At 72.0% G+C, this 26,202-nt stretch carries 10 protein-coding genes; 8 read left to right on the forward strand and 2 right to left on the reverse strand.

The genetic code is table 11. The annotated features are described in order from the left end of the window. Positions 1 to 86 precede the first annotated feature (86 nt). Positions 87 to 1,199 (forward strand): hypothetical protein, encoded by a 1,113-nt coding sequence (locus ACWF7A_RS42450; RefSeq protein ID WP_452256127.1) that lies wholly within the window; start codon positions 87 to 89, stop codon positions 1,197 to 1,199. A gap of 9 nt (positions 1,200 to 1,208) precedes the next feature. Here the strand turns inward: ACWF7A_RS42450 and ACWF7A_RS42455 are convergent, their stop codons facing one another. Next, positions 1,209 to 1,601: a CAP domain-containing protein gene (locus ACWF7A_RS42455; RefSeq protein WP_452256128.1), complete on the reverse strand. Its 393-nt coding sequence runs from the start codon at positions 1,599 to 1,601 to the stop codon at positions 1,209 to 1,211. 330 nt (positions 1,602 to 1,931) lie between these two features. Next, a complete protein-coding gene (locus ACWF7A_RS42460; RefSeq protein ID WP_452256129.1) occupies positions 1,932 to 2,444 on the reverse strand; it encodes a hypothetical protein in 513 nt (170 codons plus the stop codon). A gap of 206 nt (positions 2,445 to 2,650) precedes the next feature. Here ACWF7A_RS42460 and ACWF7A_RS42465 point away from each other — a divergent pair, with 206 nt between their 5' ends. The 7 genes from ACWF7A_RS42465 to ACWF7A_RS42495 all read left to right on the forward strand — a co-directional run bounded on the left by ACWF7A_RS42465 (position 2,651) and on the right by ACWF7A_RS42495 (position 26,047). Continuing rightward, positions 2,651 to 3,037 (forward strand): YbaB/EbfC family nucleoid-associated protein, encoded by a 387-nt coding sequence (locus ACWF7A_RS42465; RefSeq protein ID WP_452256130.1) that lies wholly within the window; start codon positions 2,651 to 2,653, stop codon positions 3,035 to 3,037. 4 nt (positions 3,038 to 3,041) lie between these two features. Further along, a complete protein-coding gene (locus ACWF7A_RS42470; protein ID WP_452256131.1) occupies positions 3,042 to 3,989 on the forward strand; it encodes a hypothetical protein in 948 nt (315 codons plus the stop codon). Positions 3,990 to 4,046: 57 nt separating this feature from the next. Further along, the gene (locus ACWF7A_RS42475; protein WP_452256132.1) at positions 4,047 to 23,900 is read left to right on the forward strand and encodes a toxin glutamine deamidase domain-containing protein; all 19,854 of its coding nucleotides are present in this window, start codon (positions 4,047 to 4,049) and stop codon (positions 23,898 to 23,900) included. Between the two features lie 81 nt (positions 23,901 to 23,981). After that, on the forward strand, positions 23,982 to 24,599 hold the full coding sequence (locus ACWF7A_RS42480; protein ID WP_452256133.1) for a type VII secretion system-associated protein: 618 nt from the start codon (positions 23,982 to 23,984) through the stop codon (positions 24,597 to 24,599). A 111-nt stretch (positions 24,600 to 24,710) separates the two neighbouring features. Beyond that, positions 24,711 to 25,031, forward strand: coding sequence for a WXG100 family type VII secretion target (locus ACWF7A_RS42485; RefSeq protein ID WP_452256134.1), 321 nt, complete (start codon positions 24,711 to 24,713; stop codon positions 25,029 to 25,031). A gap of 38 nt (positions 25,032 to 25,069) precedes the next feature. After that, positions 25,070 to 25,372, forward strand: coding sequence for a WXG100 family type VII secretion target (locus ACWF7A_RS42490; protein WP_452256135.1), 303 nt, complete (start codon positions 25,070 to 25,072; stop codon positions 25,370 to 25,372). A 63-nt stretch (positions 25,373 to 25,435) separates the two neighbouring features. After that, the gene (locus ACWF7A_RS42495) at positions 25,436 to 26,047 is read left to right on the forward strand and encodes a hypothetical protein (protein ID WP_452256136.1); all 612 of its coding nucleotides are present in this window, start codon (positions 25,436 to 25,438) and stop codon (positions 26,045 to 26,047) included. The last annotated feature ends 155 nt before the right edge of the window (positions 26,048 to 26,202 follow it).

The following is a 26,202-nucleotide window of genomic DNA, read 5'->3' on the forward strand; positions in this document are numbered from 1 at the left end:
TGAGGATCGGTCCTGACCTTCGCACACCCTCCTTCCGTCAGTAGCGTGGCCCTGACCAGCCCTGGTCCGTGTGGGGAGCAATCCAGATGACTTCGACGTCGCCGGACGAGCCGGTCCCCGCCTCGCCGGCGGGCGACCTCTTGGTCCACTTCGCCGATGCGGGCATCCGGGTGCGGACCCCGTTGATCGAGGTGTGGCGGCGCGAGTTCGACGTGTGTGTCGAGACGGTCGGCGCGGACAGCGAGGCCGTCTACCGCCAGGCGACCCACGAGGTGCGTGTCCGCGCGGGTGGGCGGGAGACGCTCGCCCAGGTCGGCGGCGGAACGTCCCGCGTGCAGGTCCTCGGTGACGTGGACGCGCGGGTGACCTCCGCCGGGCACGCCGAGGTGCGCTGTGGCGCCACCACGTTCGCGCTCGCCCCCGACGTCGGGAGGACCGTGATCAGCGGCGCGGCGGGCAGAGCCGAGGTCTCGCCCGCCGGGTTCGACGTCTGGTGCGTCGAGTCGGGCTGGCGGGTCACGGCCTCCGCGTCGCTGGTCGTGCTCGAACCTGTGGGCGGCGCGGCCACGGCGGTCGTGTGGGACAGCCGCACCGGCGCGCTCCAGGTCGTGCCCTGCCGGCACAGCACCCTGTCGGCGGCAGGAGGTCCGGCAGCCGCGGAACCCTGCGCCGGGTGCGGTGCCGTGCTGGACGCCACGTGGACGGGAGGCGTGCTGGAAATCGCCTTCCCCGGCATCCGCGTGTGGTGGTCCGACGGCGTGCTCGAAGCGGTCGCGGACCTGGGACGGCTCCGCGTGATCTGTCGTCAGGACGTGCGCGTCCTCTGGGACGGCAAGGACTTCGTCGTGAAGGAGGACCGCGTGCGGGTGGGCGCGGTCGACGAGGACTGGTACGTGACGCCGGACGGCAGGGTGATGACGGGGGCGAGCACCGTGACCGCCGCCCGCACCGTCGACGGCATCCTCGAGGTCAGCGTCAGCCCGTTCGAGGACGAGGGCACCGCGTTGCTGTGGGCGGACGGCGTGTGTCTGGAGGACCGGTCGGGCCTGCGCACGGTGCTGGACACGTGGGGCGGGATGGTGTGCGGCCCGGTGTCGCGCGCGGACCACGCGGTCACCGCGCTGGCGAACGGGGTCGTGCGGGTCGCGGTGGGCTCCGCGACGGTGGAACTGGCGGGGGCCGAGACCGTCAGGCTGTGACGGTCCGCATCAGTAGCCGAAGTTCTGGGTCCACCAGTGGCCGTCGGTGGTGCGCAGCACGCCGACACCGATGACCCGGAAACCGGGGTGCAGGATGTTCGCGCGGTGGGGCCGGCTGCGCAGCCAGGCCTCCACCACCCGCGCCGGCGTCTCCTGGCCGAACGCGACGTTCTCCCCAGCGGGAGCGGGGAATCCCTCCGCGGCCATGCGGTCGAAGGGGCTCGGGCCGCCGGGCAGCCGGTGCGCGAGAACCCGGCGGGCGGCCATGTCGGCGCAGTGCCTGCGCGACGAGCTGCGCAACCGGTCGTCGGTGGCGAGCGCCGTCAGGCCCCGCCGCCCGCGCATCGTGTTGACGAGCGCGACGACCTTGTTCTCGAACGCCCTGCGCTCAGGTTCCCGCATCGGTCCGTGCTGCCCCGTTGTCCGTCGTGACTGCGGTCAACGGTGCGACGGCGGGATGGCGGAGGCAAGCCGCCGTCGGCGCTCGGTGCCCGAAATCCGGCGGACATTGCCCGTCCGGTCCACATCACAGTCCATCTTGGACGGACGCCGGTGAGTGGGTTCCGGTCGAGGTGAGGCGCGTGCTGGCGCGGCTCGCCCGCACCCGGTGCCCGAGGAGTATGACCGATCGCCGAACGCTCACTCGGCAGCAACCATCCTCGGGCCCGTTCCCGGCTGCTGTCGCGGGGCGGGGCGGGGCGGCGCGGGGGAGAGCGCGCCGCCCCTTCTCCGTCACCCGATGAGCAAACGCCTGCTCGCCGGTGACCTGCTTGTACTGTCCACAGAGGATCGATACTGGCGCGGAGCGGAGTCCTTGACCGCGGCGAGCACCGCCGCCGCGGAGAAGAGCCAGCGGTCGCCGGGATCCGGGGCGCGCAACCACGGCCAGTGCCTGCCTGCGGTCATCCCGCGGGCGGGCAGCACGAGTGCGGTCTCCGCCCCCAGGTAGCGCACACCGTGCGGCATCTGGAACTGGCCGAGCACGACGTCGTCCGCCGCGGCGAGGAACACCGCGCGGGCCTGCTCGCCCGCGGTCAGCAGCAACACGGGGGTGCAGAAGTCGTTGCCGTGCAGCCGTTCTAGACGCGTGCGCACCTTGCCGGCGAGGTCGGAGGGCACGTCCAGCGCCACCACGCCCCTGCCGAGCGGCAGGACGACCTCGTCGCCGGTGACCACGACCGGCCACGCCATCTGGTCGCGGTACCAGTTCGCCGTCTCCTCCAGTGCGCGGAGAGGGGAAGTCACCGGTGTCACCTCCTGTTCGGCGGGATGTGCCCAGTGCAGCACGGGAGCCTGACGGGCGGCCGGGTGCGCGCCGCACTCCGGGGTGATGAGGCAGGGGTGTCTTCACGTCCACCCTGTTTCCCCACCTGCGGCGTTGATCGGAGGCTTCCGCGTGCCTTGTACTCCTGTTGCACCGGTCCAACGCCGGCGGCTGGTGGGGAGGGCACGTGTCGGGTCCGCGCTCGGAACAGCTCGAACGCCTCGTGGCGCAGTACCGCGAGCAGTTCGCCGAACTGCAGGAGACTCAGCGGCGCCTGCGGGAGATCTCCTGCAGCGCGACTTCACCGCGCCAGGTCGTGACGGTGACCGTGGGGCACGGCGGTGTCGTGCGGGACGTGAAGTTCCCCAGCAGTGCCTACAAGCGCCTGACTCCCGCGGAGCTCTCCGCGGCGATCGTCAGGACCATCACCGACGCGCAGCAGCAGGCCGCGGGCCAGGCCGCCGCCATCGTGGCGCCCACGCTCCCCGAGGGGGTCGACGCGCAGAAGATGTTCTCGGGCGACCTCGACCTCCAGGCGGTGCTGAAGGCCACCCAGCGCGAGACGAGGAGGTGACGTCGTGTCCACGAAACCGAACACGGGCGGCGACTCCGGCGGCGGCGACCCGCAGGGAGGCGGGCTGCCCGCACCGGAGAGCTACCCCGGCCTCAGCGGTCACCTCGAGGTCGACACCGAGGCCCAGCACCGGGGCGCGGCCCTGTTGCAGGAGATCGCCGATCACATCAGCACCTTCGCCTCCGGCAACAGCGACATCGTGACCTACCGGCCGCTCGTCGGAGACCCCGACGACCCCTGGGAGAAGTTCGAACCCGGCTACGTCAAAGGTGCCACCGCCTTTCTGGACTTCGCGAACAGCCTGTCCACCGCCGGGCAGACCCTCGCCCAGAGCGTGCTCCTGTACGCGCAGCTCTGCAGCGGCACCGAGGACGCGGCCGAGCAGATCGGCTTCGGTGCCCTGCTGTTCAACGACAGGGGCGCCGGCGGCGAGGACGACGAGCCGCTGCCGCGGCCCAAGCCGTACCTCGGTGGGCCGGATCCCCAGCAGGAGGGGCCGGTCGACCAGCCGAGGGCCACCAGGGCGATGAGGGTGGCGACGAGACGGGACGCCGTTCCTCCGCAGGAGGAGACCCCGCTCTCCACGGCGATGATGTTCACGGTCGAGCGCGATGTCGCCCCACAGCAAGAAGTTCCCGGCGAGCTCCGCCGGTTGTCGCTCGCGATGCAGTGGTCCGAACCGGCGGAGCCCCTCAGCCCGCTGGTTCCCGCGGAGCTGGGGTCCGAGCCCGGTGAGCTGCTCACGCCCGGACCTCGCGGGGAGGCGCTGCCCAACTGGGCGGAGCCCCAGCGCGCCTCGCCGATGCTGGTGGCCACCCTGGGAGAGCGTGTCGAGGCCGTTCCGGCGACGCTCGTCACGGTCGACGTGCCGATCCCGGCCGCGGGGCAGTCCCTCGTGGTGGACGAGCCCGACAGTCCACCGGATCCCGACGGCGAGCCGCGCCGGTCCTGACCGGCGTTCGTCCGACCAGCTTGCTCACCCACCACCGAAGGGCGTCCGGGGACCGGTATGTCAGATGACGGCGATGCGGTCGCGGGTTCGTCCGACGGGATGGACATCCAGTTCGATCCCACGTTCGACTGGCTCTGGATCCTCGTGGTGGGCCAGAAGGCCCCGCGCGTCGACGTGGCGGCGGCCCGCGACCTGGCCGACACCTGGCGGCAGAACGGCGTCACGCTGCAGGAGCTGCTCTACACCCTCGACACCGCGGCGGCGGTCATCGAGGAGGCGATCGGCGGCGACGTGGGCAGCGCGTTCCGCCGCAACGTCGACCAGCTGACCGTGCACGGCCCCGCGCTGGCGGCACTCGCGGAGAACCAGGCGGGATCGCTCGAGAACCTCGCGCTGAACGTCGAGTCCTCGAACTACTCGATGATGCTGGAGATCGCGTTCTTCGCGGCGTCGATCATCTGGGCGCTGGCGAGCCCGTTCACGGCGCCGCTCGTGCCGTCGTTCGTCACGGGTGCCCGCGTGGCGATCAAGGAGATCTTCGACCGGCTGGGCGCGTGGGTGCTCGTGCTGAGGCAGATCCTCGAAGAGGGCGCGAGCGAGATCGCGCAGGACGCGCTGGTGCAGATCACCCAGTTCATCGAGGGCAACCGCAAGTCCTGGGACGAGATGAGCACCGTGATCAGCGGCATCGCCGGCATGGCGGCCGGAGGCCTCATCTCGGTCGCGCACCTCACCGGCGCCAAGTACGCGCCCAAGTTCGAGAACACGATGCTCTTCCACGGCATCACCGAAGGTTTCGCGGAGGGCATCGTCGGGCTGGGCGTCGCCGGTGCCACCGGAGGAGACCTCAGCGACGCGGGCTTCGGCGCGATCGGCGGCACCTTCAGCGGCGGCGTGCAGAAGGGGTTCGACGACATCGGGGACAAGATCGACTCGATCGTCAACAGCGATGTGACGCTGCCCGATCTCGACGCCTTCACCCCGCCCGTGACGCCGGGACCGCGGGGAGGCGGGTCTGACGGGGGAGAGGGAGGCGGTCCTGGCGGCGGGTTCGACGACGGGCCCGACGACGAGGTCGGTGGTGAGTTCGAGGGCGGGCCGCACGGGGAGACCGACGGCGGGCGGGGCGGGTTCGGCGGTGACGACGACTTCAGTGGTGGCGACGACTTCGGCGGTGGCGACGACATTGGCGGTGGCGACGACGAGGTCGGCGGGATCGACGGCGGTGTGGGTGACCCTCCCGTGCGGGAGGTGCCGAGCTCGGTCGAGGGCGACGTCGTTCCGCCCACCACTGATCTCCCGCCCCCCGTGGGCGATCTCTCCGACGTCGAGTCCGGTGTGGACTATCTCGGTGGTGATCACGGGTCCGGCGGGGTGGTGATCCCGCCGGTGCCGCTGGCGCTGGACAAGCCGTTGACGCACAACGGACCTGTGCTGACCACGCCAGGACCGCGAGACCCAGGCGACCAGGTGCTCGGTGACCGGTTCTCCGGCCCGCGCACGTCGGACGGAGTCGACGTCGGCGGTGTCGTGCCGGTGGTGGACCCGCCGCCACGACAGGAGCACGAGGTGCAGGGCGTCGTGCGGCCGGGACAGGAACTCGCGGACGTCGAGGTGCCGGTGGTGCAGCAGCCGGGCGCTGAGGTGCCGGTACAGCAGCCGGGTGTCGAGGTGCCGGTGACGCAGCAGCCAGGCATCGAGGTGCCGGGTGTGAACCCACCCGCCGGGGAGGTCCTGGGGGTGGACTCGCCGCACACGGACAGGTCGCTCGGTGGAGTTCCCGAGACGCACCAGCCCGTGCCGCACCCGCCGGGCGGGGTGCTGTCGGACGGTGTGTTGTCGGACGGTGACCCACCCGGCGGGCAGGTGCCGGGACACCGGCCTGTCGAGGTGCCGCCGACCCCGGTGAACGGGAACTTCACGAACCAGTCGCCCGCCGACGGTTCCGCCGACACGACGGCGCCGCCGCCACAACCGGTCGCGCACGCGCCGGCACGGCCGGAGACCACGGGATCACCTCTGCCGGGCGGGATCTCTCCTGTCTCCGATGTGCGCGGGAACGTTCCGCTGACGGTCGAGCCGCCTTTCAGCGATGTGACGCAGGGTTCCGCTGCGCCGGTCGGTCCGCAGCCGCAGCCGGTGAGCGGGCCCAACGGCACTGGCAGGGACGCCGTGGAGATCAGTCCCGTGGCCCAGTCGGGCGCGGGGACTCGGCCCGACCTCGACGCCCGGGCCAACACGGTGGTGCCGACCTCCGTCGAGGCGCCGCGCTTCGAGTTCCCCGTGACGGAGCAGACGACGCCCCCGGCCGAGGTCACCACGCAACCCCCGGCCGAGCCCGCGACCAATCCCGCGACCGAGCCGCTGAGCCACCGCCTGCCCCTGACCCGCGAGGTGGACAGCGTTCCCGCCCACCAGAGCACCCCCGCCCCGGCAACGCCCCAGAACGGCTACCCGCGCGACGAGCTCGCGAAGGTCCCCGCCCAGCAGCGAGGCCGCACCCAGGTCGCGCCCGGCTGGCCCGCGCCGGTCCGCTCCGCCTTCGAGGTGCGGCGCGCGCGGCAGGGTGACGACGACGTCGTCGAGGTCACGGTGTTCGTCGACGTCGACCCGGAGCACCGGCAGAGCGCCGAGGTCCGGCACCAGGCCGTGGAGGACGCCCAGCACGCGGTGGACGAGTTCTTCAACCGGCCGGACCTGAGGCTGCGCAACGGTGAGCTGCTCCGGTTCCGGATCCTGCAGGCGGGCGAGAACGACCCGGTGCACCACGTCGTGCACCTCGACCCCGAGGCCGAGGTCGACCAGAACCACTGGCGGCCAGGGCAGTTCGCCGCGTTCACCGCCCACGAGTTCGGGCACATGGTCGGGCTCGTGGAGGAGTACGGCAACCGTCCACAAGCGATCGACGTCGAGGGCACGCTCATGGGGCGTCATGTCGTGCGCGGGCAGGACGGTGACCTGGAACCCCAGGACGACATCCGGATGCCCCAGCGCTACGTCGACGTGCTGGCACGCACCATCGGCATCGACGACACCGGCACGGGAAGCCGGGACCAGTCGCTGTACGCGGACGACACGGTGACGCCGGAGCTGCCCGCCGGCACGCCCTCGCCGAAGGTCTACACGGGCACGACGACACCCGACGACGTGCGCAACGCCCTGCCCGAGTACCTGACCGAGAGCCGGTCACTCGGCCTCTCGAAGCAGGCGACCGAGGTGCGGGGCAACGCGGTGGACCTCCTGCGGCAGCTCGGGAGGCTCGCGCCGGAGGTCAAGAAGTGGGAGGGCGTCGACGAGGCGGTCGCGAGGCTGAAGGTGTCGGTGGGGGACACGCTGGCGGACGGCGGCCTGCGCCTCACCCTCAAGGGCGACGGGAAGTACCACGAGCTCCAGGTGAAGTCGACCTTCCGGTGGGACGACCTCACGGTCGAGGCCGACGGTGACTACGACCTCACCGCGAAGGGCAAGCACAAGCGGACCACCGAGGAGGCCGCGAGCACCAAGCGCACCGGGTCGATCGTGCCGACGGTGCAGGGCAGCGCGTTGCCGGGCCTGGTGGTGCAGGCGATCCCGCGCATCCAGGTGTCGCCCGACGAGGACGACAAGGGCGAGCGCAAGCGGGAGCTCGGCAGCTCGTCCTCGATGGACTTCGACAAGCCGGTCGAGGTCGACGTGGCCGTGCGGGTGGACTTCAGGCTGGTCAAGCCGGACAACTCGACCGTGCTGACGGCGGACACCGCCCGCGTCGGGCTCGCGGTGTCGAAGGACCTGCTGGTCACGTCCGGAGCCCTCAGCACGCTGAACTCCGTCGACGACGACATCAGTGCGGGACGGACCCCGGCGGCCCAGCGCACCGCCGAGCTGGCCAGGCAGAACGTCACGCAGGTGAACGCCGCCCCGCCCAGGGTCCGGGTCGTCGAGGCGGTCGTGGTCAAGAGGCACAACGCGCCGGGGACAGCGCAGCCGCCCCCGTTCGCCGACCAGGTCATCACGTTGCTGGGCAAGGACTACCGCAAGGCGACGGCGGTCGGCACCGACGGGCGCGGTGCGCTCAACGAGTTCCTCGGCGAGAGCAAGATCGCGTCGAACCTCCCCAAGATGGCCGTCCACAGCGGAGCGGACCCTGAACACGGCTGGGTCACGTCGGACCCGCTCTTCAAGGGCCGCAACAGAGGTGGCTTCGAGCTGCTGCCGAAGACCACCGAGGTGCAGATGCGCGCGGTCGCCCGCTGGGTCAAGGTGACCGACTCGACGCAGACCAGGAAGCTGACCTCCAAGCAGCACCAGCACTACGAGCACTCCGGGGAGTCGAGCGTGTCGCGGGGCGTGGGCCTCGGCGGGTTCGTCGGCGGCGGTGCCGACATCGCTCCCGCCACGCTCGTCGCCGGTGGCCTCACGGGGAACGCGGCCGTCGACAAGACGGCCTCCTCCAAGTTCACGCGGTCGTCGGCGGTGAAGCAGGGCTTGGACGTCAAGGGCGAGGTCGTGCGCTACGAGCTGGTGTACGACATCCAGGTCCGGCGGCTCGGCACCACCACGCCGTGGACACTCGACGGTGCCGTCGGCGTCCATCAGTGGACGGGCAAGCAGGACGCGGAGGACGCCGGGATCGTGACGAGGACGGCCCCGGCCCCGGCCTTCGTCACCGACGGGGCAAGGACCAAGCAGGGGCCCTCCGAGTTCGAGAACGGACAGGCGCTGCTGGGAACGCTGGAGTTCGACAGCGGCGGCATCGTCGACAAGGCGTTCACGGACCTGCTGGCCAAGCACCCCGTCCAGAAGGGCCGATACCTCGACCGCAAGAAGTTCGCCCAGCACCTGGCGCACCGCAAGGAGAACAAGCAGCGGCTCGTCCAGAGGTTCGGCAGTCCCGACATCGACAAGGGCAAGCTGACCGGGAAGGTCGCCGAGGCGCTCGCCACCGGCGCCAAGCTGTCCGACGCCCTGTCCGACGCGGAACTGACGCTCCTGGTCGAACACATGGCCGGGCCCGGCCTCGCCATTCCGCTCAAGCAGGAGGGCTGGACGCACGAACGGGACGTCACCGTCGTGCTCAAGGCCTCGGTCGGCAACCTCGAGGAAGGCCCGGTGCTCACCGCGGACGAGGTGGTCGGCATCTACAAGAACAACGACGTGATCAGCCTGGAGAACAAGCAGCAGAGGCAGATCGAGCTCGGCACGGGGCCGCAGGGGCGCACCCTCGCCCCGTTCGGGGGCCAGCCCGCGACCACCACACCGTTCGGCGTCCTGTTGCTCGGTGTCCGCGGCGCGCGGGCCTGGACCTCCGAGGTCGCGCAGACGATCGAGGGCAAGCGCTCCACCAGCCGCCGCAAGGGCGACACGCTGAAGCAGGACGGCAAACTGGGTGACCACCAGGTGCGCCAGTTCAAGGCGACCGTCACGATCACCGGCGACGTCGAGTACCGGCAGCGGCACAACAAGAAGATCCGCAAGCTCAGCTTCGGCCGCCGCGGCAGGCACGCACCGGCCACCCAGAACCTCGCCTCGACGACGCTGCCGCCCATCGACGCGCGGATCCTGGTGCCCGAGGTGCTGCTCTCCGACGTCGGCCCCGCGGCGGCCCCGCACGTGGCACCGGTGCCGGCACCGACCCGGCCGCTGGCGGGACTGGCCCTGAAGCCGCACGCGCTGCCACCCGCGATGCCGCGGTCGTTCGACGACGTCGAGGTGGTGTCCTTCACCGGAGCGGAGGACCTCCAGCGGTCCGCCGCGGACGTGCTGGGGGACGCCTCCGACGACGACCCGATCGTGAAGTCCCGCAACGAGGCCATCGCGCAGGCGATCAACGCCCGCCTCTCGCCGGAGGCGCTCAAGAGCGATGCCAGGTTGTTCAACCGCACCACGGTCATCGACTCCGGCGAGCTCAAGTACGAGCGGCGGTCCGAGGACCTGTTCGCGTCGCTGGGCGTGTCGTTCAAGCCGAAGCTGTCGGCCCGTCAGGTCACCGCGGAGGAGTTCCAGGAACAGGTCAAGGAGCTCGAGGGCTCGAACAAGACCGTGGGCGGCGGTGGCACGACCGATCAGCTCAGGGCCTACGTGGTCGCGGTGCCGGTGCTGACCCAGCGCCAGTACACGCCGGCCGCGGGCGGTGTGAACGAGGTCGGCGCGCGCGGTGTCTTCGTGCTCGTCGCGGTGCCGTACGGGATCACGCGCGGCAACGCGAAGTCCGACCAGCTGGAGAGCGGGGAGAAGCTCAAGGTCGGCACGGGGCCGCAGCGCATGGTGCTGGCCCGTCTCGACGTCGAGGCCACCGTCGTCGCCGAGGCCCAGCACAAGGGCAACCTGAGCTTCGGTGCCGCGAAGCCCGATCCCTCCAGGACGGCGGGGGAGGTGCTGGACCTCCCCGAGTCGATGCTGGTGTGGCTCACCGAGGACCAGTTCGCCGAGCTGAGCACCGGCGCGGCGACCACACCCGCTCCCAGGACGCCGGACCTCGTCACGAGCGTCGAACCGCCGCGGTCGTTGCGGCCGGGGGAGACAACCAAACCGTCGCTCGGGCTCGGCGGTGTCCTCGCGCCGATCGACCTCACCGCCACGATCGACGTCCTGCGGATGAAGCTCGCCGCCCACCCGGACGTGGGCAAGGACCTGGCGGACCGGTTGCTGCCCGACAGCACGCTCGACCAGAAGAACCCCAACATCGCCGAGATCAAGGCGTTCCTGTCCGACCCGAACCGGATGATGAACAGCCTCCTCAACGGTGACACCACGATGGCGATCCGGCTCGAGGACAGGACCAGTGGCCGCACCTACGAGCTCACCGTGGACGCGAACCTGACCGCGACCCCCGACCGCGGAGAGGTCAAGAACCTGTCCGAGCTCAAGGTGTCGGTGACCGCGAAGCTCGGGGGCGAGACGGTCAAGAGCAGGGTGCGGGCGTTGCTCACCCTCATCGCCTCCGCCCGTCCGGCGCTCGCCATCCGGGAGAGGCAGGGGCCCGCGACGGAGAACGGCCGGGCGCAGGGACAGATCGGTGCCGGGCTCGGCGTCGAGTTCGTCAAGGGGATCCGCGACCGCAAGAAGACCGTCGAGACCGGGTCCGAGTACACGCACTCCGCCTCCCTGAAGGGTCCTGCCGCCGTCCACCGCGGGCAGCTGGACGTGACCGTGCGGATCCGGCGGCACGGCAAGGCTCTGGCCGAGGTGACGCAGACGCAGGACGTCGACCTCACCAAGATCGCCGAGGAGTCGCTGCCGAAGCCGAAGTCCGGCGGACGCCTGGGCCACCACCAGCCGGCGAGCGGCGTGCGCAGGGGCAGGCTCGGCAAGGCCGATCTCACGACCTGGCGCACCACGGTGACCCCGGGAACGCCCGCGCAGCAGCTGCCCGGTCTCGGCACCTTCTGGGCGGAGCACTTCTTCGGTGACGTGGAGGCCCTGCACACCCACGCGAAGGAGGTGCTCGAGCACTCCGGCGTCAAGATCACGCCCAAGGTCCAGCGGGCGATCAAGGCCGCCATCACCCCGGCGAGCCTGCGCGCGGCGTTGTCCGCGGGCGCCGACGGCACGTTCAAGCTCCCGCTGCCGAGGAACCTGGCCAGGGACCTCGAGATCCACCTCCGCCTGCCGGAGAGGCCCCGGTTCGCGAGCACCAGCGCGAACGTCGAGGTCACCTCGGGCCGCAAGGACACCACCGAGGAGAAGGTCGAGCTCAAGACCGGCGGTGAGTTCGAGGTCATCGAGACGGCGCCGTTCGGCACCGGTGGCGAGTCGAACACGGCGAGCCAGCCTGCGGGTGCGCCGCCGCCGTTGCGCGGCGCGTTCGAGGACCGGGCGGGCACGGCCCAGCACCAGCGCACCAACTTCACCGGCCCCTCCGCGGAACAGCTGGCGGGCGAGAGGTCCGACAAGTCGTCGGTGTCCGACCCGGTGCTGGGCTCCGCGCACAGCACCAAGGACGAGGTCACGCGCGCCGTGCTCGCGGACGTCGAGTTCCGGTTCGTCGCCAGGCGCAGGAAGTCCCTGCTGCACCGCGACCTGGTGAGCTACCAGGACGTGCGCGTCGACGACGCGTACGCCCTGCGGATGTCGGACACCGAAGCCGCCACCATGACCGGCACGACGCTGTCCGCGACCCTCGTCACCGCCACCACCGACCTGGCCGCGAAGGGCAAGGCGTGGGTGGACGCGGAGAAAGCCGCGCTCGGAGCGACCGCGGAGCTCCGCACCCGCGAACGCGCACTCGACACGGCGATGCTCGCCGACGCGAACCTGCTGAGGGAACTCGACCTGAAGGTCAAGCTGGGCAGGAGGGCGTACAACATCCTGCTCGGCCAGTACGAGCGCGCGAGGACGACGCCGGGCGCCGCGCCGGCCGAGTCCACGTCGAGGCTCACCGACTTGGAGCAGGCCCGGGTCCGCCTGACCACCGCGAGGAACCAGCGCACCGCCCTTCGCGCGACGCTCACGGCGGCCGGTACCGACGGGCTGGTGTCGGCGTACATCACCGCGCTGGAGCAGGAGAACGCGACGCAGGCCGCCCTGCAGACCGCGGAGCTCGACTGGTGGCAGGCGAGGGAGCGGCACGCGGCGGAGGTCGCCGCGCTGCAGTTCCAGGAAGAGGTGGCGCTCGGCCTCTCGACCGCGCCCCCGCCGCTCCCTCCGCCCCCACCTCCTCCGCCGCCCGCAGCCGGCCTGATCCGGCGCAAGGCGGTCGGGTCCGGTGCCGCGCCTCGTCCGGTCGCGGCGCCGGGGACCGCGCCCGCGTCGTTCACGATCGTGCGCAACCCGGTCGGGTCTGGTGGCGCGCACACCCTCCCGGGCACCTCGCAGGGCGGTGCTTCGCACGGGACCACTTCGCGCGGGGGCACCTCGTCCGGCCACGGCGTGAACCAGGGGCGCTCGACCGGTGCGCCGCGCCGCACCCCGCGTACCACGGTCGCGTCGACGTGGTCGCCTGAAGAGCTGAGACAGCAGGCCGATGACTCGCGCAGCCGGTACACCCGGACCACCGTCCAGGCGGACCTGTACGACGAAGTGGACCATGCCGTGCGCAAGCTGGTGCCGTCGCCACCCAGACCACAGGGCCGCTGGCGGACCCCTGCGGAGCAAGAGCGGGTCAGGCTGCACGACGACATCCGAGCCGTGGTGGCGGGTGAGCACCACGCCCGCGGCCGGCAGGCCGCCGTCGACCTGGCCGCCGAACTCAGGGACGTCCACGGCCTCACCGGCTACCGGGGGCCGTTCAGCAGGTTCAGCCGGGCCGTCCGGTCCTCGTCGCGGCGCACCGCCCAGCCTTCCGGCGGCACCCCCTCCGGGGCCACCGCGCGGTCGGCGCCACCCGAGGCGTCCGCCCATCTCGCGAGGCTCGCCGCGACACCGGTCACGGGAACCGACTCGGACGCGGACGCACACCTGTGGCTGAACGCCCTCACCGACGCCGGGGTGACCGGGGTGAAGCGCGTGTTCCTGGTGGGCGAGCGGACGCACACCGCGCTCGCGGTGCCCGTCAGCACAGCGCCGGACGGCCTTCTCGTGCTGGACCCGGCCGTCAGCCCCGCAGAGCCTTTGACGGTGGCGCAGTGGACGGCCGCGCACGGCGTGGAGCTGTCCGACGGCGACCCGAACCGGCTCGTGGAGTGGGACCTGTCGGAGGTCCCGGTCATGCCGGAGTTCAGCTACGGGCCCGTCCGGGCCGAGCTCGTGATCGCGGACGCCTCCTCGTTCAGTCCACCGTGGATGGACACGGCGCGTGGGGACGCGCGGACCCGCGCGCGGTTCGACGCCTGGCACGGTTCGCTCACCGCCGAGGGCAGGAAGCTGTTCGCGGAACTGTCCGGAGCCATGACGCCGTCGCGGCGCCGCCTGTTCCACGACCACTTCCAGGCCGCGGACGACGGGTGGCGCGACCGGCTGGCCGCCGACCTCGGCGCGGGAGTCACCCACGACCTCACCCCGGCGTGGGACGACGTCGTCGCCGGCGCACGCGCCCACCTCGCCCGGCTGGACCCGGACCGGGTCGGCGACCTGATGTTCACCAGCGGTGACGACGGTGCCGCGCGGGTGGCGGACGCGCTCGGCAGCCCGGCGGACCAGGAGCTGCGCGACGTCGCCGCGTTCTGGACCGACGTGCTCGGGCGACGGCAGGCGCGGCAGGCCGTCGCCGACTTCGCCGTCGACCACGGCGTCGACTCCGGGCTGGACGAGGACGAGGAGACGGTGTCCTCCGGCTCGGAGCTCTCGGACACCTCGCGCGACTTCGCCCTGTTCCGGCAACCGGGCTGGGCGGACTCGTCGCGCTACGGCCACACCGCGGCCGAGCAGATGACCGAAGCCTTCACCCCGGAACTCGACCCGGCGCCGCGGGCGCTGACCGACCTGCTTCACTCGACCGTCCCGCCCGGCACCCGGTTCGCCGAGCCGGGCACGTTCGCCCGCCTGATCAACGGCTCGGTGCTGGGCCAGCCGGGACGGCTGGAGAACTGCGTGGACTGCGCGATCGCGTTCCTCGAGACGTGGCGGGGACGGCCGCGCACGGCGGGCGCGGGCGTGGTGGAGCTCGGGGCCAAGGTCCAGTACGAGATGGTCCGCGAGAACCTCGGCCACCACCCGGAGTGGGTGGGCCGCGGTCCGAGCGCGCTCGCCCAGGTGATCGGCGCGCTGCGGGAGGCCGGTCACGGCGCGGGCGCCCTGGTGCTCGGCGACGCCGTGAGCGGCAACGGGCACGCCTGGAACCTCGTCAACCACAACGGGACCGTCTACGTCGTCGACCCGCAGTTCGGCACCGTCGAGCCCGCCGAGGGACACGTCCACCCGGCCATGTTCGGCGTGTACGCGCTCGTGCTCGACGCGGACGGCGAGCCGATCACGGGACTGCGGCTGGAGCTGGAGACGGGATCGGTGTCCACCGACGGCACCGACGAACCGGCCCAGCCGGACCCGGAGACGTTCACCGCGCCCGGCGTGACGGTCACCGGCGACGGCGTGCGGATCTACCAACGCCCCTTCGCGAGCGAGGCCGACGACCTGTCCGAGGCCTGGCTAGCCGAAGTCGACTCGGCGCTCGACCTGTTGCCCCGCCTGCCCGTCGCCGACCGGGCCAGGGCGGAGGCCGAGGCGCGGCGGATCGTGCCACCGCCGGACGGCTCGCTGTTCATCGGACGGCAGACGCGCGAGCAGCTCGACCGGGAACAGCTCGTCGACGAGGTCCGAGCGGTGGTGGCGCACACGTTCGTGCAGCACGGGCGTGAGGTCGCCGAGGAACGCGGCGCGGAACTGCGGCAGCGGTTCGACCTCCGGCGCACCCGTGCCCTCGGTCTCGGCGGCGTCAGGCCGCACGAGGAGTCCACTGTGGAGAAATCCACTGTGGAGGGAGAACGTGGTGAGTCGTCGTCGGCGGCCGAGGTGCACGGCCAGGAGGAGGAGACGAACGCGCCCGAGCAGCGCGACGTGCTCGACCGCGTTCTCGCCATACCGCTGGCGCGGCAGGTGTTCGACGACGAGGCGCTGATCCGGCAGGGCCAGACCGCGCACCTGCACGCGGTGCGGGGACTGGACGTCCTGGACGGGAGGGTCGCGAGGAGGCAGGCGGACCTGCCGGACCCGGCACAACGGTCCGGCGGCACGAAGCCCTCCGCGCACGCCGAGGCGCTGAAACTCGCCGTCGTGGCCGGAGTCGTGGCACGCGTGGCCGCCGAGTCGTTCAACGACCCGGTGCTCACCTCGTTGTTCGCCCGCAGGATCATCACCGCGCACGCCGACGACCTCGGCTCGCCCGAGGTCGTGCGCGTCGCCGCCGCTCTGGTGTCGGACGATCCGCTGGACGCCCTGCTGCGGGGCGGGATCGACGAGGCCGCCGCGGCGGCGCGGGTCGCCGAGATCGCCGAACGTGCGGGACTCACGCCGCAGGAGACCGTCGAGCTGCTGGCGTGGCGCTACGAGGCGGAGATGCTCTCCTACACGGAGAACGAGGTGGCCCACGGGGTGCTGAACCCCGACCCGGACACGACCAGCAACTTCGGGTTGGCGGACCTGCCGGGGGAGATCTCGCCCGAGTACTACCGGCGCGTGGTGCGGCAGCCGGAGAGTCCCGCCTGGCCCGGCACCACGCTCGACCTCACCCTGACCGACGAGGCGGCGGCACGGATCGCCGCCCTGCGCGACCTGGTCTCGCACGGCGACACCGCCGAGCCGTCCCCGCCGGCCGACCCGGAGGTCGCGCGACGCTCGCGGCAGCCGATCGGGTTCGGCGACGACGACCTGACGGGATCAGCGGACCGCCTGCGGACGGCGGACGACGCGATCGCTCCCCCCGGCATCCCGAGGGCCGCGGCCATGACGGCGAAACAGCACCAGCGGCTGAAGGAGGTCCGGTCGGCGCCGCCCGACGAACAGCGTCGCGCCGAGGTCGTCTGGTGGCTGCAGCACACGCTGGGCGTGGTCGACGCCGGCACGGCGGCGCGGGTGCTGGCCCGCGCGGAGCAGTGGTTCGCGACGGCGCCGATCACCATCTCCTTCGCCGCGCGCACCCTGTTCGGCAGCGACCACAAGGCGGAGTCGCTCACGGCGAGCGGTGCCGAGTACCTCCCCGCCTCGCGGCTCGGTGTGCGGCACGTTGACGCCGGCACGTCGTTCGACGAGCCCGAGCACGACCTGGACGTGCTGCGCGCAGAGGCCGCGCGCCTGGAGACGGCCTACGCCGATGCCTGGTACGCCGGGGACATGGCGGTGACGACCGGCACGTGGCAGCGACTGCTCAGGGCCAGGGCCACGCTGCGGTCCGCCGAGCAGGCCGAGTCGCGCAGGCCGAGCAAGGCGCGGTACCTCGCGGCGTTGCGGGAGTCCGACCCGTCGCTGAAGTTCTGGACGCAGGCGAACACCGATCCGTACCGGGGCGACAACTACCCGAGGTGGCGGCGGGACAAGGACGACCTGGCGACCGGCAGGAAGGGCTTCGTGCCGGGGGAGAACGCCGTGTTCGGCGCGGTGAACCTCAACTACCGGCAGACCAGGGCGTTCGAGGGGGCCCAGTACTACGGCGAGAGCCACCTGCTGCTGCGCCAGGACATCAGGCAGCGCGCCTACTACTCGGTGAACTCGAGCGGCGTCCCCAGGATCCACCTCTCCGACCTGCTGCACGACATGTACCTCGCGGGTAGGAACGAGATGGTCGAGGCCGTGCTGCGCAACGCGCTGGGCCTCGAAGGCATCACACCGCAGGGGTTCCTCTTCTTGGAGACGCACGTCTTCGGCGGGCTGCGGTTCGACCGCGACGTGGCCGAGCTGTCCCTGCCGCCGGCAGACCTGCCGGACGACGTCCGCGCCCGTGTGGAGACCTTCGCCGCGGCGCACGGCATCCCGGTCACCACGGACCGGCGCACCCCGCAGCCGGGTGCGCCATTGACGAGCGACGTCGTCCTGGCCGCGGTGGACCTGGCGCGCGACAGTCCGGAGTGGACGGACCTGCTCGCCGCGCGCGAGGAGCTCGCGTCAGCGCAGTCGGAACAGCAGAGGAGCGACGCGGACCAGCGCGTGCGGGACGTCCTCGGCCGCCTGCCGGAACCGGCGCCGGACCCGGACCCGCTCGGCGACCCGCCGTCCGCGGTCGAGTGGGCCGACCGCGTCGCGGCGGCCCGCAGGTTCCTCGGCAAGCTGGCCGAGGACGACCACACCGAGCTGACGCGCACGGTCATCGGCATGGTGCCCTCACCCGCCGGGCTGCTGTTCATCGGCGCGGAGACCCGCACCCCCGAGCAGCTGGAGCTCCAGCGCAAGCTCGACGAGGCCAGGGACGTGGTCGCGCACACCCTGCGAAGGCAGGGGCCGGACGCGGCCGGAGCGCTCGTGCCGAAGCTGGTCCGCTACCTCGGCATCACCCGGCTGACCGGGCTGGTGGGAGGTGCGCGGGACTCCCGGCCCGAGGCGGTTCGGTCCGCGGGCGAGTCCTCGACCGCGAGCACCTCGCCGGAGGCCGCGCTCGTCGACGAGGTCACCGCGGGCCATCTGTCGGCGTTCGCCGGACTGTCCCACCTGGAGCTCCCGGACGAGGCCGTGCGCCACACGGTCGCCGAGTACGGCGTGCTGGCGAGGACGGGCGCGCTGGAGCGTCACGAGCTTCCGCAGGACATCCGCGCACAGCTGGTCGCGCTGGACACCGCGCTCGCGGAGTTCGAGGGCGACCAGGCGGTCGTGCGGCAGGCGCGCGACGTCGTCCAGGACGCCGTGCTCGCGGCGGCGCTGGTGCCCGTCCGGCAGCGGGTGGTCTTCGTGCGGGACGGCGGTGGGACGGAGGTGGACCGCCAGGAGATCCGGCCGATCACCGCGGCCGGGCTCACGGCGCTGCTCGCCGAGTTGACGTCGGCGGTGACCGGCCAGACGGACCCGTTCACGGCGCCCGGTTCGGCCCTGCGAGGGCTCTTCGTGCCGGCCGCCGCCTCGCTGCCGGTGCGCCTCGCCCACCTCGGGCTCGTGAACCTCAGCCCGCAGGCGCGTGACGCCGTGCTCCACAGCCCGGTGTTCGTCGCGCTGGTGACCCGGCGTGCGACGGTGGCCGAGTCGATGTTCGCCGCCGCGGAGCACGGCGAGACGGGCGGGAGCACGCCGGCGACGTCGTTGCACCTCGCGAGAACCGCCGCGAGGGCGGCCGGGGCGCGGCACGGCCGTGACGCCGTAGCCGAGGTGCTGGACGAGCTCGGCCACGTCGAACGGCGTGCGGTCGACCTGGTGCGCTACGACCCGTCGGACCCGAGAGTGGTCGACGACTGGCGCGAGGTCGCCGAGCAGGTGCACGAGCAGATGCGGAAGCTGGCGGCCATCGGAACCGCCGCGGGCACGCGCGGCGCGATCGCCACACAACTCGCTCGCCATGGCGAAAGGTTCGCCGACGGGCCGCTGTCCGCGCACCTCGCGACACCCCGGCAGCGGGACGGGTTCTGGCAGGCGCTCGCGCGGACGGACGGTGCAGAGATCCTCGTGCACGGCCACGTGACGCGCCTGCGGGCGGTGCCGGGTGCCTCCGGCCCGCTGTTCCTCGTGGACGACGGGCAGGGCACCCACCCCGTGCTGCTCACACCGGAACGGCTCGCCGAGTGGGCCACCGGGCACGACGTCGAGCTCACCACACCGGAGGTGCTGGACGACGTCGCACCGCCCGAGCCGGACGACCCCGCGTCGTCCAGGGAAGGAGCCGTGTTCCACCTCGTGCGCGGCGAGATCCCGGTGGCACGGCTCGTGCTCGACGCCCTCGACGTGAGGATCTGGCAGCAGCAGTCCGTGCGTGAGCACGTCGTGCGGGTCCTCGACGTGCTGGCGGGCAGACAGGCGGGCTCCGGCGACGGCGTCCGCACGGGTTTCCGCGCCCTCCGCGATCCCGTGCACCGCGAGGCACTCCAGCTCGCCGCCGTGACCGAGAACGTGGCGAGAGCGGTCGCCGAGTCGTTCAACGACCCGTTGCTGCGTCCCGTGATCGCCCGCCGGATCCTCACCGCGCACCAGGCTTCGCTGGGGACGCCGCAGGCGGTGCGGGTGGCGGTCGCGCTGGTGTCGGACGACCCCCTGACCGCGTTCCTGCACGGTGACATCGACCTGCCGGCCGCGTTCACGCGGATCGACGCGGTCGCCGAACGCGCCGGGCTCGACGTTCCGGTGGTCGTGGACCTGCTGCAACGCCGGTACGAGGCCGAGATGCTGTCCTACACCTCCGACGAGGTGGAGCGGGGAGAGGTGCACCGGGACCCGGACGCGGAGGGGAACTTCTGGCTCGCGGAGCTGCCGGGCGAGATCTCGACCGACTACTTCGAACGGGTCGTGCGCACGAGGGAGGACGGTGCTCCCGCCACCTCGCTCGACCGCGTGCTCAGCGACTTCGCGGTGGCGAAGTTCGCCGAGATGACCGATCTGGCCGCGACGCGGCGGCCCGCGCACCGGCAGGCTCCCGTTCCCGGTGACGACGTGGCGAGGGCCGAGCCCGACCACCCGGTCCCGTTCACGGACACCGACCTCGTGCTCGCCCGCGGCCGGCTGCACCCGCCGGGCACCGTGCCACCGCCCGGATCCGTGACGGCGCCGGGCCTGACCGCGGCCCAGTACGACCACGTGCGGCGCGTCCGGTCGACGCCCACCGGGCAGCAGCGCAGGGACGAGCTGGTCGAGCTCCTGCGACCGGTGCTCGGAGGCGTGGACACCGCGACGGCGGCCCGCGTGCTCCGGCGCGCGGAGGAGTGGTTCGAGACCGCGCCGGTGACAATCTCCTTCCACAGCAGCACTTTCTTCGGTGACGAGCACACCGCGGCAACACTGCTGGAGGACGGTGCCGAGTACCTGCCCGCCGCGCTGGTCGCGATGCGGGTCGTGAACGCGGAGAGCCTGGACGCGCTGCACCACCCGGAGTACGACCTCCGCGCGCTGCGGTTCGAGGTCGATCGCCTGCGCGACGAGCTGGAGGAGGTGGAACCGGGCAGCCCGGAAGCCCTGCGGTTGCGGGGACTGCACGCGACCGCGCTGGGCGTGCTGGCCACGGCACGCGCTGCCGAGAGCCGGAGGCCCTTCCAGCTCCGCCACCTGCGCGCCCTGCTGCGGTCCGACCCCGGTTTCGCGGTGTGGACGCAGGTCAACACCAATCTCGCGCGGGGCTACAACTACCCGAGGTGGAGGCGGGACAAGGACGACCGCCACACCGGCAGGAGGGGACTGGGGCCCGCCGAGGCACCGGTGTTCGGCGCGGTGAACCTGAACTACGAGCACACCAGGGCGTTCGAGGGAGGCCCGTACTTCGGAGCGAGCCACCTGTTGCTCAAGCAGGAGGTCCGGCAGCGCGCCCTGTACAGCACACGCGCCCAGAACCCTCCGCGCGCGCACCTCGTCGACGTGTTGCTCGACCTGCGGCACGAGAAGGAGGTCCTCGAAGCGGTCGTGCGCAACGCGCTCGGATTGCCGGGGATCACTCCGCAGGAGGCGCTCGGCCTGGAGGTGCAGGTCTTCGGCGGCGTCCGGTTCGACCGCGACGTGCGCGAGCTGTCGTTGCCGGACGACCTGCCGCAGGAGGTGCGTGGCCGCGCGGAGGAGTTCGCGCGGCGGCACGGCATCCCGATCACCGCAGCGCGCCCCGAACCTGTTGCGGGAAAACCGATCACGCGCCGCCAGGTCCTGTCCGCCCTGGACGGTGACCAGGCCTCCGTTCCTCGCTCGTTCCGCGTTCCGCGCAAGGGAGCGCGCACGAGCGGGTTCGTGGTGCGCACGCCCCGCGGCACCGCGCCGGAGGACTCGGCGGCGTGGCGGGCCGAGGTCGACCGCGCCAGGAGGTTCTTCTTCCTGGCGCGCCCAGGCCGCTACGCCGACCTGCACGAGCGGGCGCGGACCCTCGTGCCCCAGCCGCCGGGTGCGGACACCGGGCAGCGGGCCCGGTTGCTCGAGGACGTGCGGATGGTGGTGGCGTTGCACCACCTCGACCACGGCCGTGCCGCGGCGACCGCCCGTGCGACCGAACTGGCCGTGCGCTTCGGCTTCTCCGGCAACGACCCGGAATGGCAGGACCAGGTCCGCTCGGCGCAGCGGGCGCTGGGCAAGCTCTCCGTGCAACGCCACGAGGCGGCGTTGCGCGCGGCGATCAGCCTCGTTCCCGCGCCCACGGGCTCGTTGTTCATCGGGCAGCGGAGCGACGAACAGGTTGCGCGCGAACAGGTGCTGGACGACGTGCGCGCGGTGGTGGCCCACACCTACCAGCGCAGCGGGATGCACGCGGCGGCCGCGGTCGCCGGCCGGCTGCGGTCCCGGTTCGGGCTGCGCGTGGTGCGTGGACTGAGGGGTGGCGCGCCCCAGGACGAGCAGGAGGCCGGCGCAACGGACACCGGCGGGTCAGCCTCCTCGGCCGCCGAGCACACGTCGGGTGCGGTCCTCTTCCCGCGCGACGACGCCGAGATCGACAAACGACCGGTGGACGGCGCGGAACTCGCCGGGCGGGTCGTGAGGAGCGAGGCGTACCAGGACGGCATCGCGGGCGAACCGGAGATGCCCGTCGAGGTGGTCCTCACCGGTGCGTCGCCGAGTTCGCCCCGCGAGGTCTTCGCCGCCGGCCTGTCCCAGGGGGACGAGGTCGGGAGGTTCCGCCGGGTGTCCCGGCTGCGAGTCGGCGACGTGCGGTGGGTGCGGCTCGTCGACGCGTACGGCACGCCGTTCGGAGTCGGCTTCCCCGCCTCCACCGAGGCGGGGAACGACGTGCGGACGGACGCCGCCAACAGCACCGTCCACTCGCGACGGATCGTGGCCCAGCGCGACGACGACCTGCCGGTGGCGCCGGGCACCGAGCCGGAGTTCGCGTTGCCGGAGACGGAGAACGACCACTACGTCGTGCTGCTGGAGAAGGGTGACCGCCTGGTCCCCTTCGACGCCGACGACGAGATGGCCGCGCTGCTGCTCGCGTCCGATGTGCTGGCGAAGGCCCACGAGCGGCAGGTGAGGCCGCACCTGGTCGTGGCGACGAACGACGCCGCGTCCGGGCATCCCGCCAAGTCGGCCCAGGAGTTGTTCACGAGTCTGGCCGCCACCGCCGGACCGTGGCCCGGGTACTCCTTCTCCGGGCGGACGCGGCTGAACGCTCTCAGTGTCGTCAGCGTGCCGCGGGATCGCCGGTTCACCGAGACCGTGCCGTCACCGCGGAACGTCGACCACGTCGTGGACGGCTCGGTGTTCGGGTTCCCGTCCGGGACGGGCCGCACGGCGACCGGGGCGGAGGTGCGGGAGTTCGCCCGCGCGCTGCGGGAGGGCCGCACGTCGCTCGGCTCGTTCGCACCGGGCACCGAGCCGATCGTGATCTCCCTGGACGGCGATGCGCGCCACGCCGGTCTGCGGCTCCGCGACGGCGAGATGGTCGAGATCGACGGTGCCCGGCTCGCGGAGTTGTTGTTGCGCCTTCCCGAGTTCGTGCGTTTGCTGCGGGAGCGACCGGAACGGGAGATCGTGCTCGTGTCCGCGGACGGCGGGCAGCGGGTGAACTTCGGCGGCCTCGGGTTCGACCTGGCGGGTGGCCTGCGGGCGGCCGGCCACTTCCACCGCGTGCACGCCGCGGACGGCGGCGCGACGATCCGCGCCGGTGAGGTGTCCCTGGCGGGGAAGACGACGTTCCTGCCGGTGTCGGCCTGGCGAGCGGGAGACGTGGACACCGTCGTCCTGCCGAGCGTGGACGGCAGCTTCTCGCTGCTGGTCGTGAGGCCACCGGGTGAGGAGGGCGACCGGTTCGTCGACGAGATCGCCGGCTGGCTTGCCGCGGCCGACCGCACGAGCCTGCGGACGTTCCTCGACTCCCAGGGCACCTCGACGAAGGCGCCGTTCGATCCTTCCCGGCCGCCCGTGTTCGTCGTCGCCCAGGGCACCGCGGGAGGTTTCGCCGTGACCAGGCGGGACGGACAGCCGGCCACGCTCACCTCCGTCGAACTGGGCGAGGTGCTGCGCGACCTCGGCGACCTGCGCGAGATCGCGGGCACCGATCCCGGCGTCGACCTGGTGCTGCTCGTCGCCGGTGACGAGGCAGGGGAGCTGCCGGAGTTCGCCAGGGCGATGGCTCCCGGCGGGTGCTCGCGCCGGATGCACCTCTCGCCCGGCGGCGTCTCCTTCGGCACACCGGGCCGGTTCCGCTTCGGCCGCTCGTTCCTCGTGGTGAGCGCGATCGAGACCGAACCCGGTGCCGCGGTCAGCTTTCCGCACGTGCGCGAAGACGGCACCGTGCACGGCAGCGCCGAGGAGATCTACCGGAGTGCGGTCGTCCTCGCCGCCGGGAAGGTGGGCGATCCGGCGCCGAGGAACCCCGGCCTGTTCCGGTGCGAGGCGGCCACACCGGTGCCGGGGTCCCAGGCCTACTGGATCAAGCAGGCCTGGTTCGAGCCGGTGACCGTGTTCGGTGCGACCGACGTCGCCGTGACCGCGACGGAGACAGGGCGAAAGGGAAGACCCCGCCGGTGATCGCGCAAGAAGGAGAGCCCGGCACCGAGCACCGGTAGGAGACTCCAGTGGCACGCACCCGACGCGCTAGGAGCTCAGCCGGTGGACACCAGGAGCGACACCAACACGGTGGCACAGCAGTGGTTCCTCCTGGTCGACCCGGCGTGGCAGCCGCGCGGCGACGAGGACTTACCGCCGATCGAGGCGGTCGTCGGGCTGTGGCCGGTGGAGGACGGGGGAACGCTCGGCCGGTTCCGGGCGAACCCGCGGCACGTGCCGTCCGACGAGGACGCGCCGACCGACCCGCTGGACGCCGTGCTGCGGCTCGCCCTGCACAGCAGGGCGAGCGCCGAACAGGTCCAGCTGATGGTGCGGGACTCGTTGTTCGACCTGGCGATGAACGGCGACGGGCGGCCGTTGATCCTCAGGTCGCCGGACGACGTGCCGTGCGCCGTCATCGCGACCGGCGAAGCCCACCGCACGCGGGTCGAGTCGCCCGGGTGGCGGCGGATCGACCTCGACGAGCTCGTGGTGTCGCTGGCCGACGGCGTCGACGTGCTGGTCAACCCCGGTGGCCCCGCCGCGGTGCGGCTCGCCGGTGACTTCCTGCGGGACACGCTGATGCTGGAGGACGACCGGGTGCGCGACCTGTACGCCCGGGAGACCGCGGGCGTGCGAGTGGTGTCCTGGAAGGACGTTGACGTTCCAGGACAAGGGTGAACGTGACGCCTGTGTGGGTCTGACGGGCAGTCGGTGGGGCGAAGTGCTGATGTGCCAAGGGTTTCGTGGTGGGCTCTGCCACAAAGGACCTCTGGTGAAGGAGATTCCCTCATGGCCGCAGTGTCAACCACGACCCCGGGAATGCAGCAGGCGGCGGGTCATCTCGCCAACACGCAGTCCACGGCGAGGCAGGGAGTGCAGAACGTCAGCGACGCGCTCGCCACCCTGAAGTCGACCTGGACCGGTGACGCCTCGATCGCCTTCGACACCTCGATGAAGGCCTGGATGGACGACTGCCAGGTCATCGTCACGAAGCTCGGCGAGATGATCGAGGTCATGAACGGCAACCGCCAGGCGATCACCGCGGGCGAGAGCGCCAACACCGAGGTGGCCTCGTCCATCCCGACCGGGCCCGGCCTCTCCGGCATGTAGGCAGGACGACCACTCCACCCTCCTGAAAGGACAGTGCCTTGCCCACCTACACCTTCGACCGCGGCATGGCGGACTCCGTCCGCGACCAGATGGCCGCCGTCACCAAGCAGCTGCAGAACGAGCTCGAGAACATGCACACGCAGGTCATGAACACGCTGCAGGACTGGCAGGACGGTGCCAAGGACCAGTACCTGGTCGCCAAGCAGCAGTGGGACGCCGCCGCGCAGCGCATGCCGTTCAGCCTGAACTCCGCGGAGATCGCGCTCAACCACATCACGTCGGGCTACCTCAAGGTCGAGCACACGGGCATGAACGCCTGGGGCGGCTACAGCGTGAAGTGAGGTCGCGGGTGCCGCCGGCGCCCGGCGGCCCCCGCGAGCCCGGTCGAATCGGAAGGAGCAGTTGTGGGCGACATCGTCAGCGAGTGGGAGCAGACGTACCAGACGGTCCCGGAGAAGTTGCCGCAGGCGCCGCCTGAGAACACCGGGGACTGGAACGGTGCTCCCGGTCAGTACTACGCGAACACCACCCGTCCACCCGCCGTTCCGCGCAACGACGAGAGCGGCAAGGGTGACATCAGGGTGAACACGGCGGCGCTGAAGCTGTTCGCCGAGAACCTCCTGCTCCTGAAGGGGATCGTCGAACCGCTCCTCGACGAGCTCAAGACGGTGAACCTCAGGCCAGGTCGCTTCTACGACGCGGGCCAGCTGATCGGCAAGGTCAGCGGGACCGTGTCGATCACGAACACCACACGGAAGTACCTGGAGACCGTGATCAACCTGTTCGTCACGTACGCGGAGGGCCTGCAACGGCTCGTGCTCGAGTACTCGACGACGGAGGAGCTGAACGAGGTGACGGCGGCCGAGCTCGCGGAGTTCGTCGCGAACGCGCAGACCTACCTCAACCAGGCGCTCGGCGGACCGACCGGCCTGCCGACCGACACCACCGACGATCCGACCGGTGATCCCACCGGCGACCCGATCAGTGAAACGGACCCCACGACCACGACCACCTAGGCGCTGTCCTGCAAGTCTCGTTGGGCGACAGTAGCGGCCGAGGGACCCGGAGGCGGCACCGCCGCAACGCCCGAATACGCCCAGTATGAGGGCGTCGCGGCGGCACCGCCTCCGGGTCTCTCGCCCGCGCCTGTCACCGAACGAACTTGCAGGAC

Source organism: Lentzea sp. NPDC055074 (assembly GCF_053608005.1).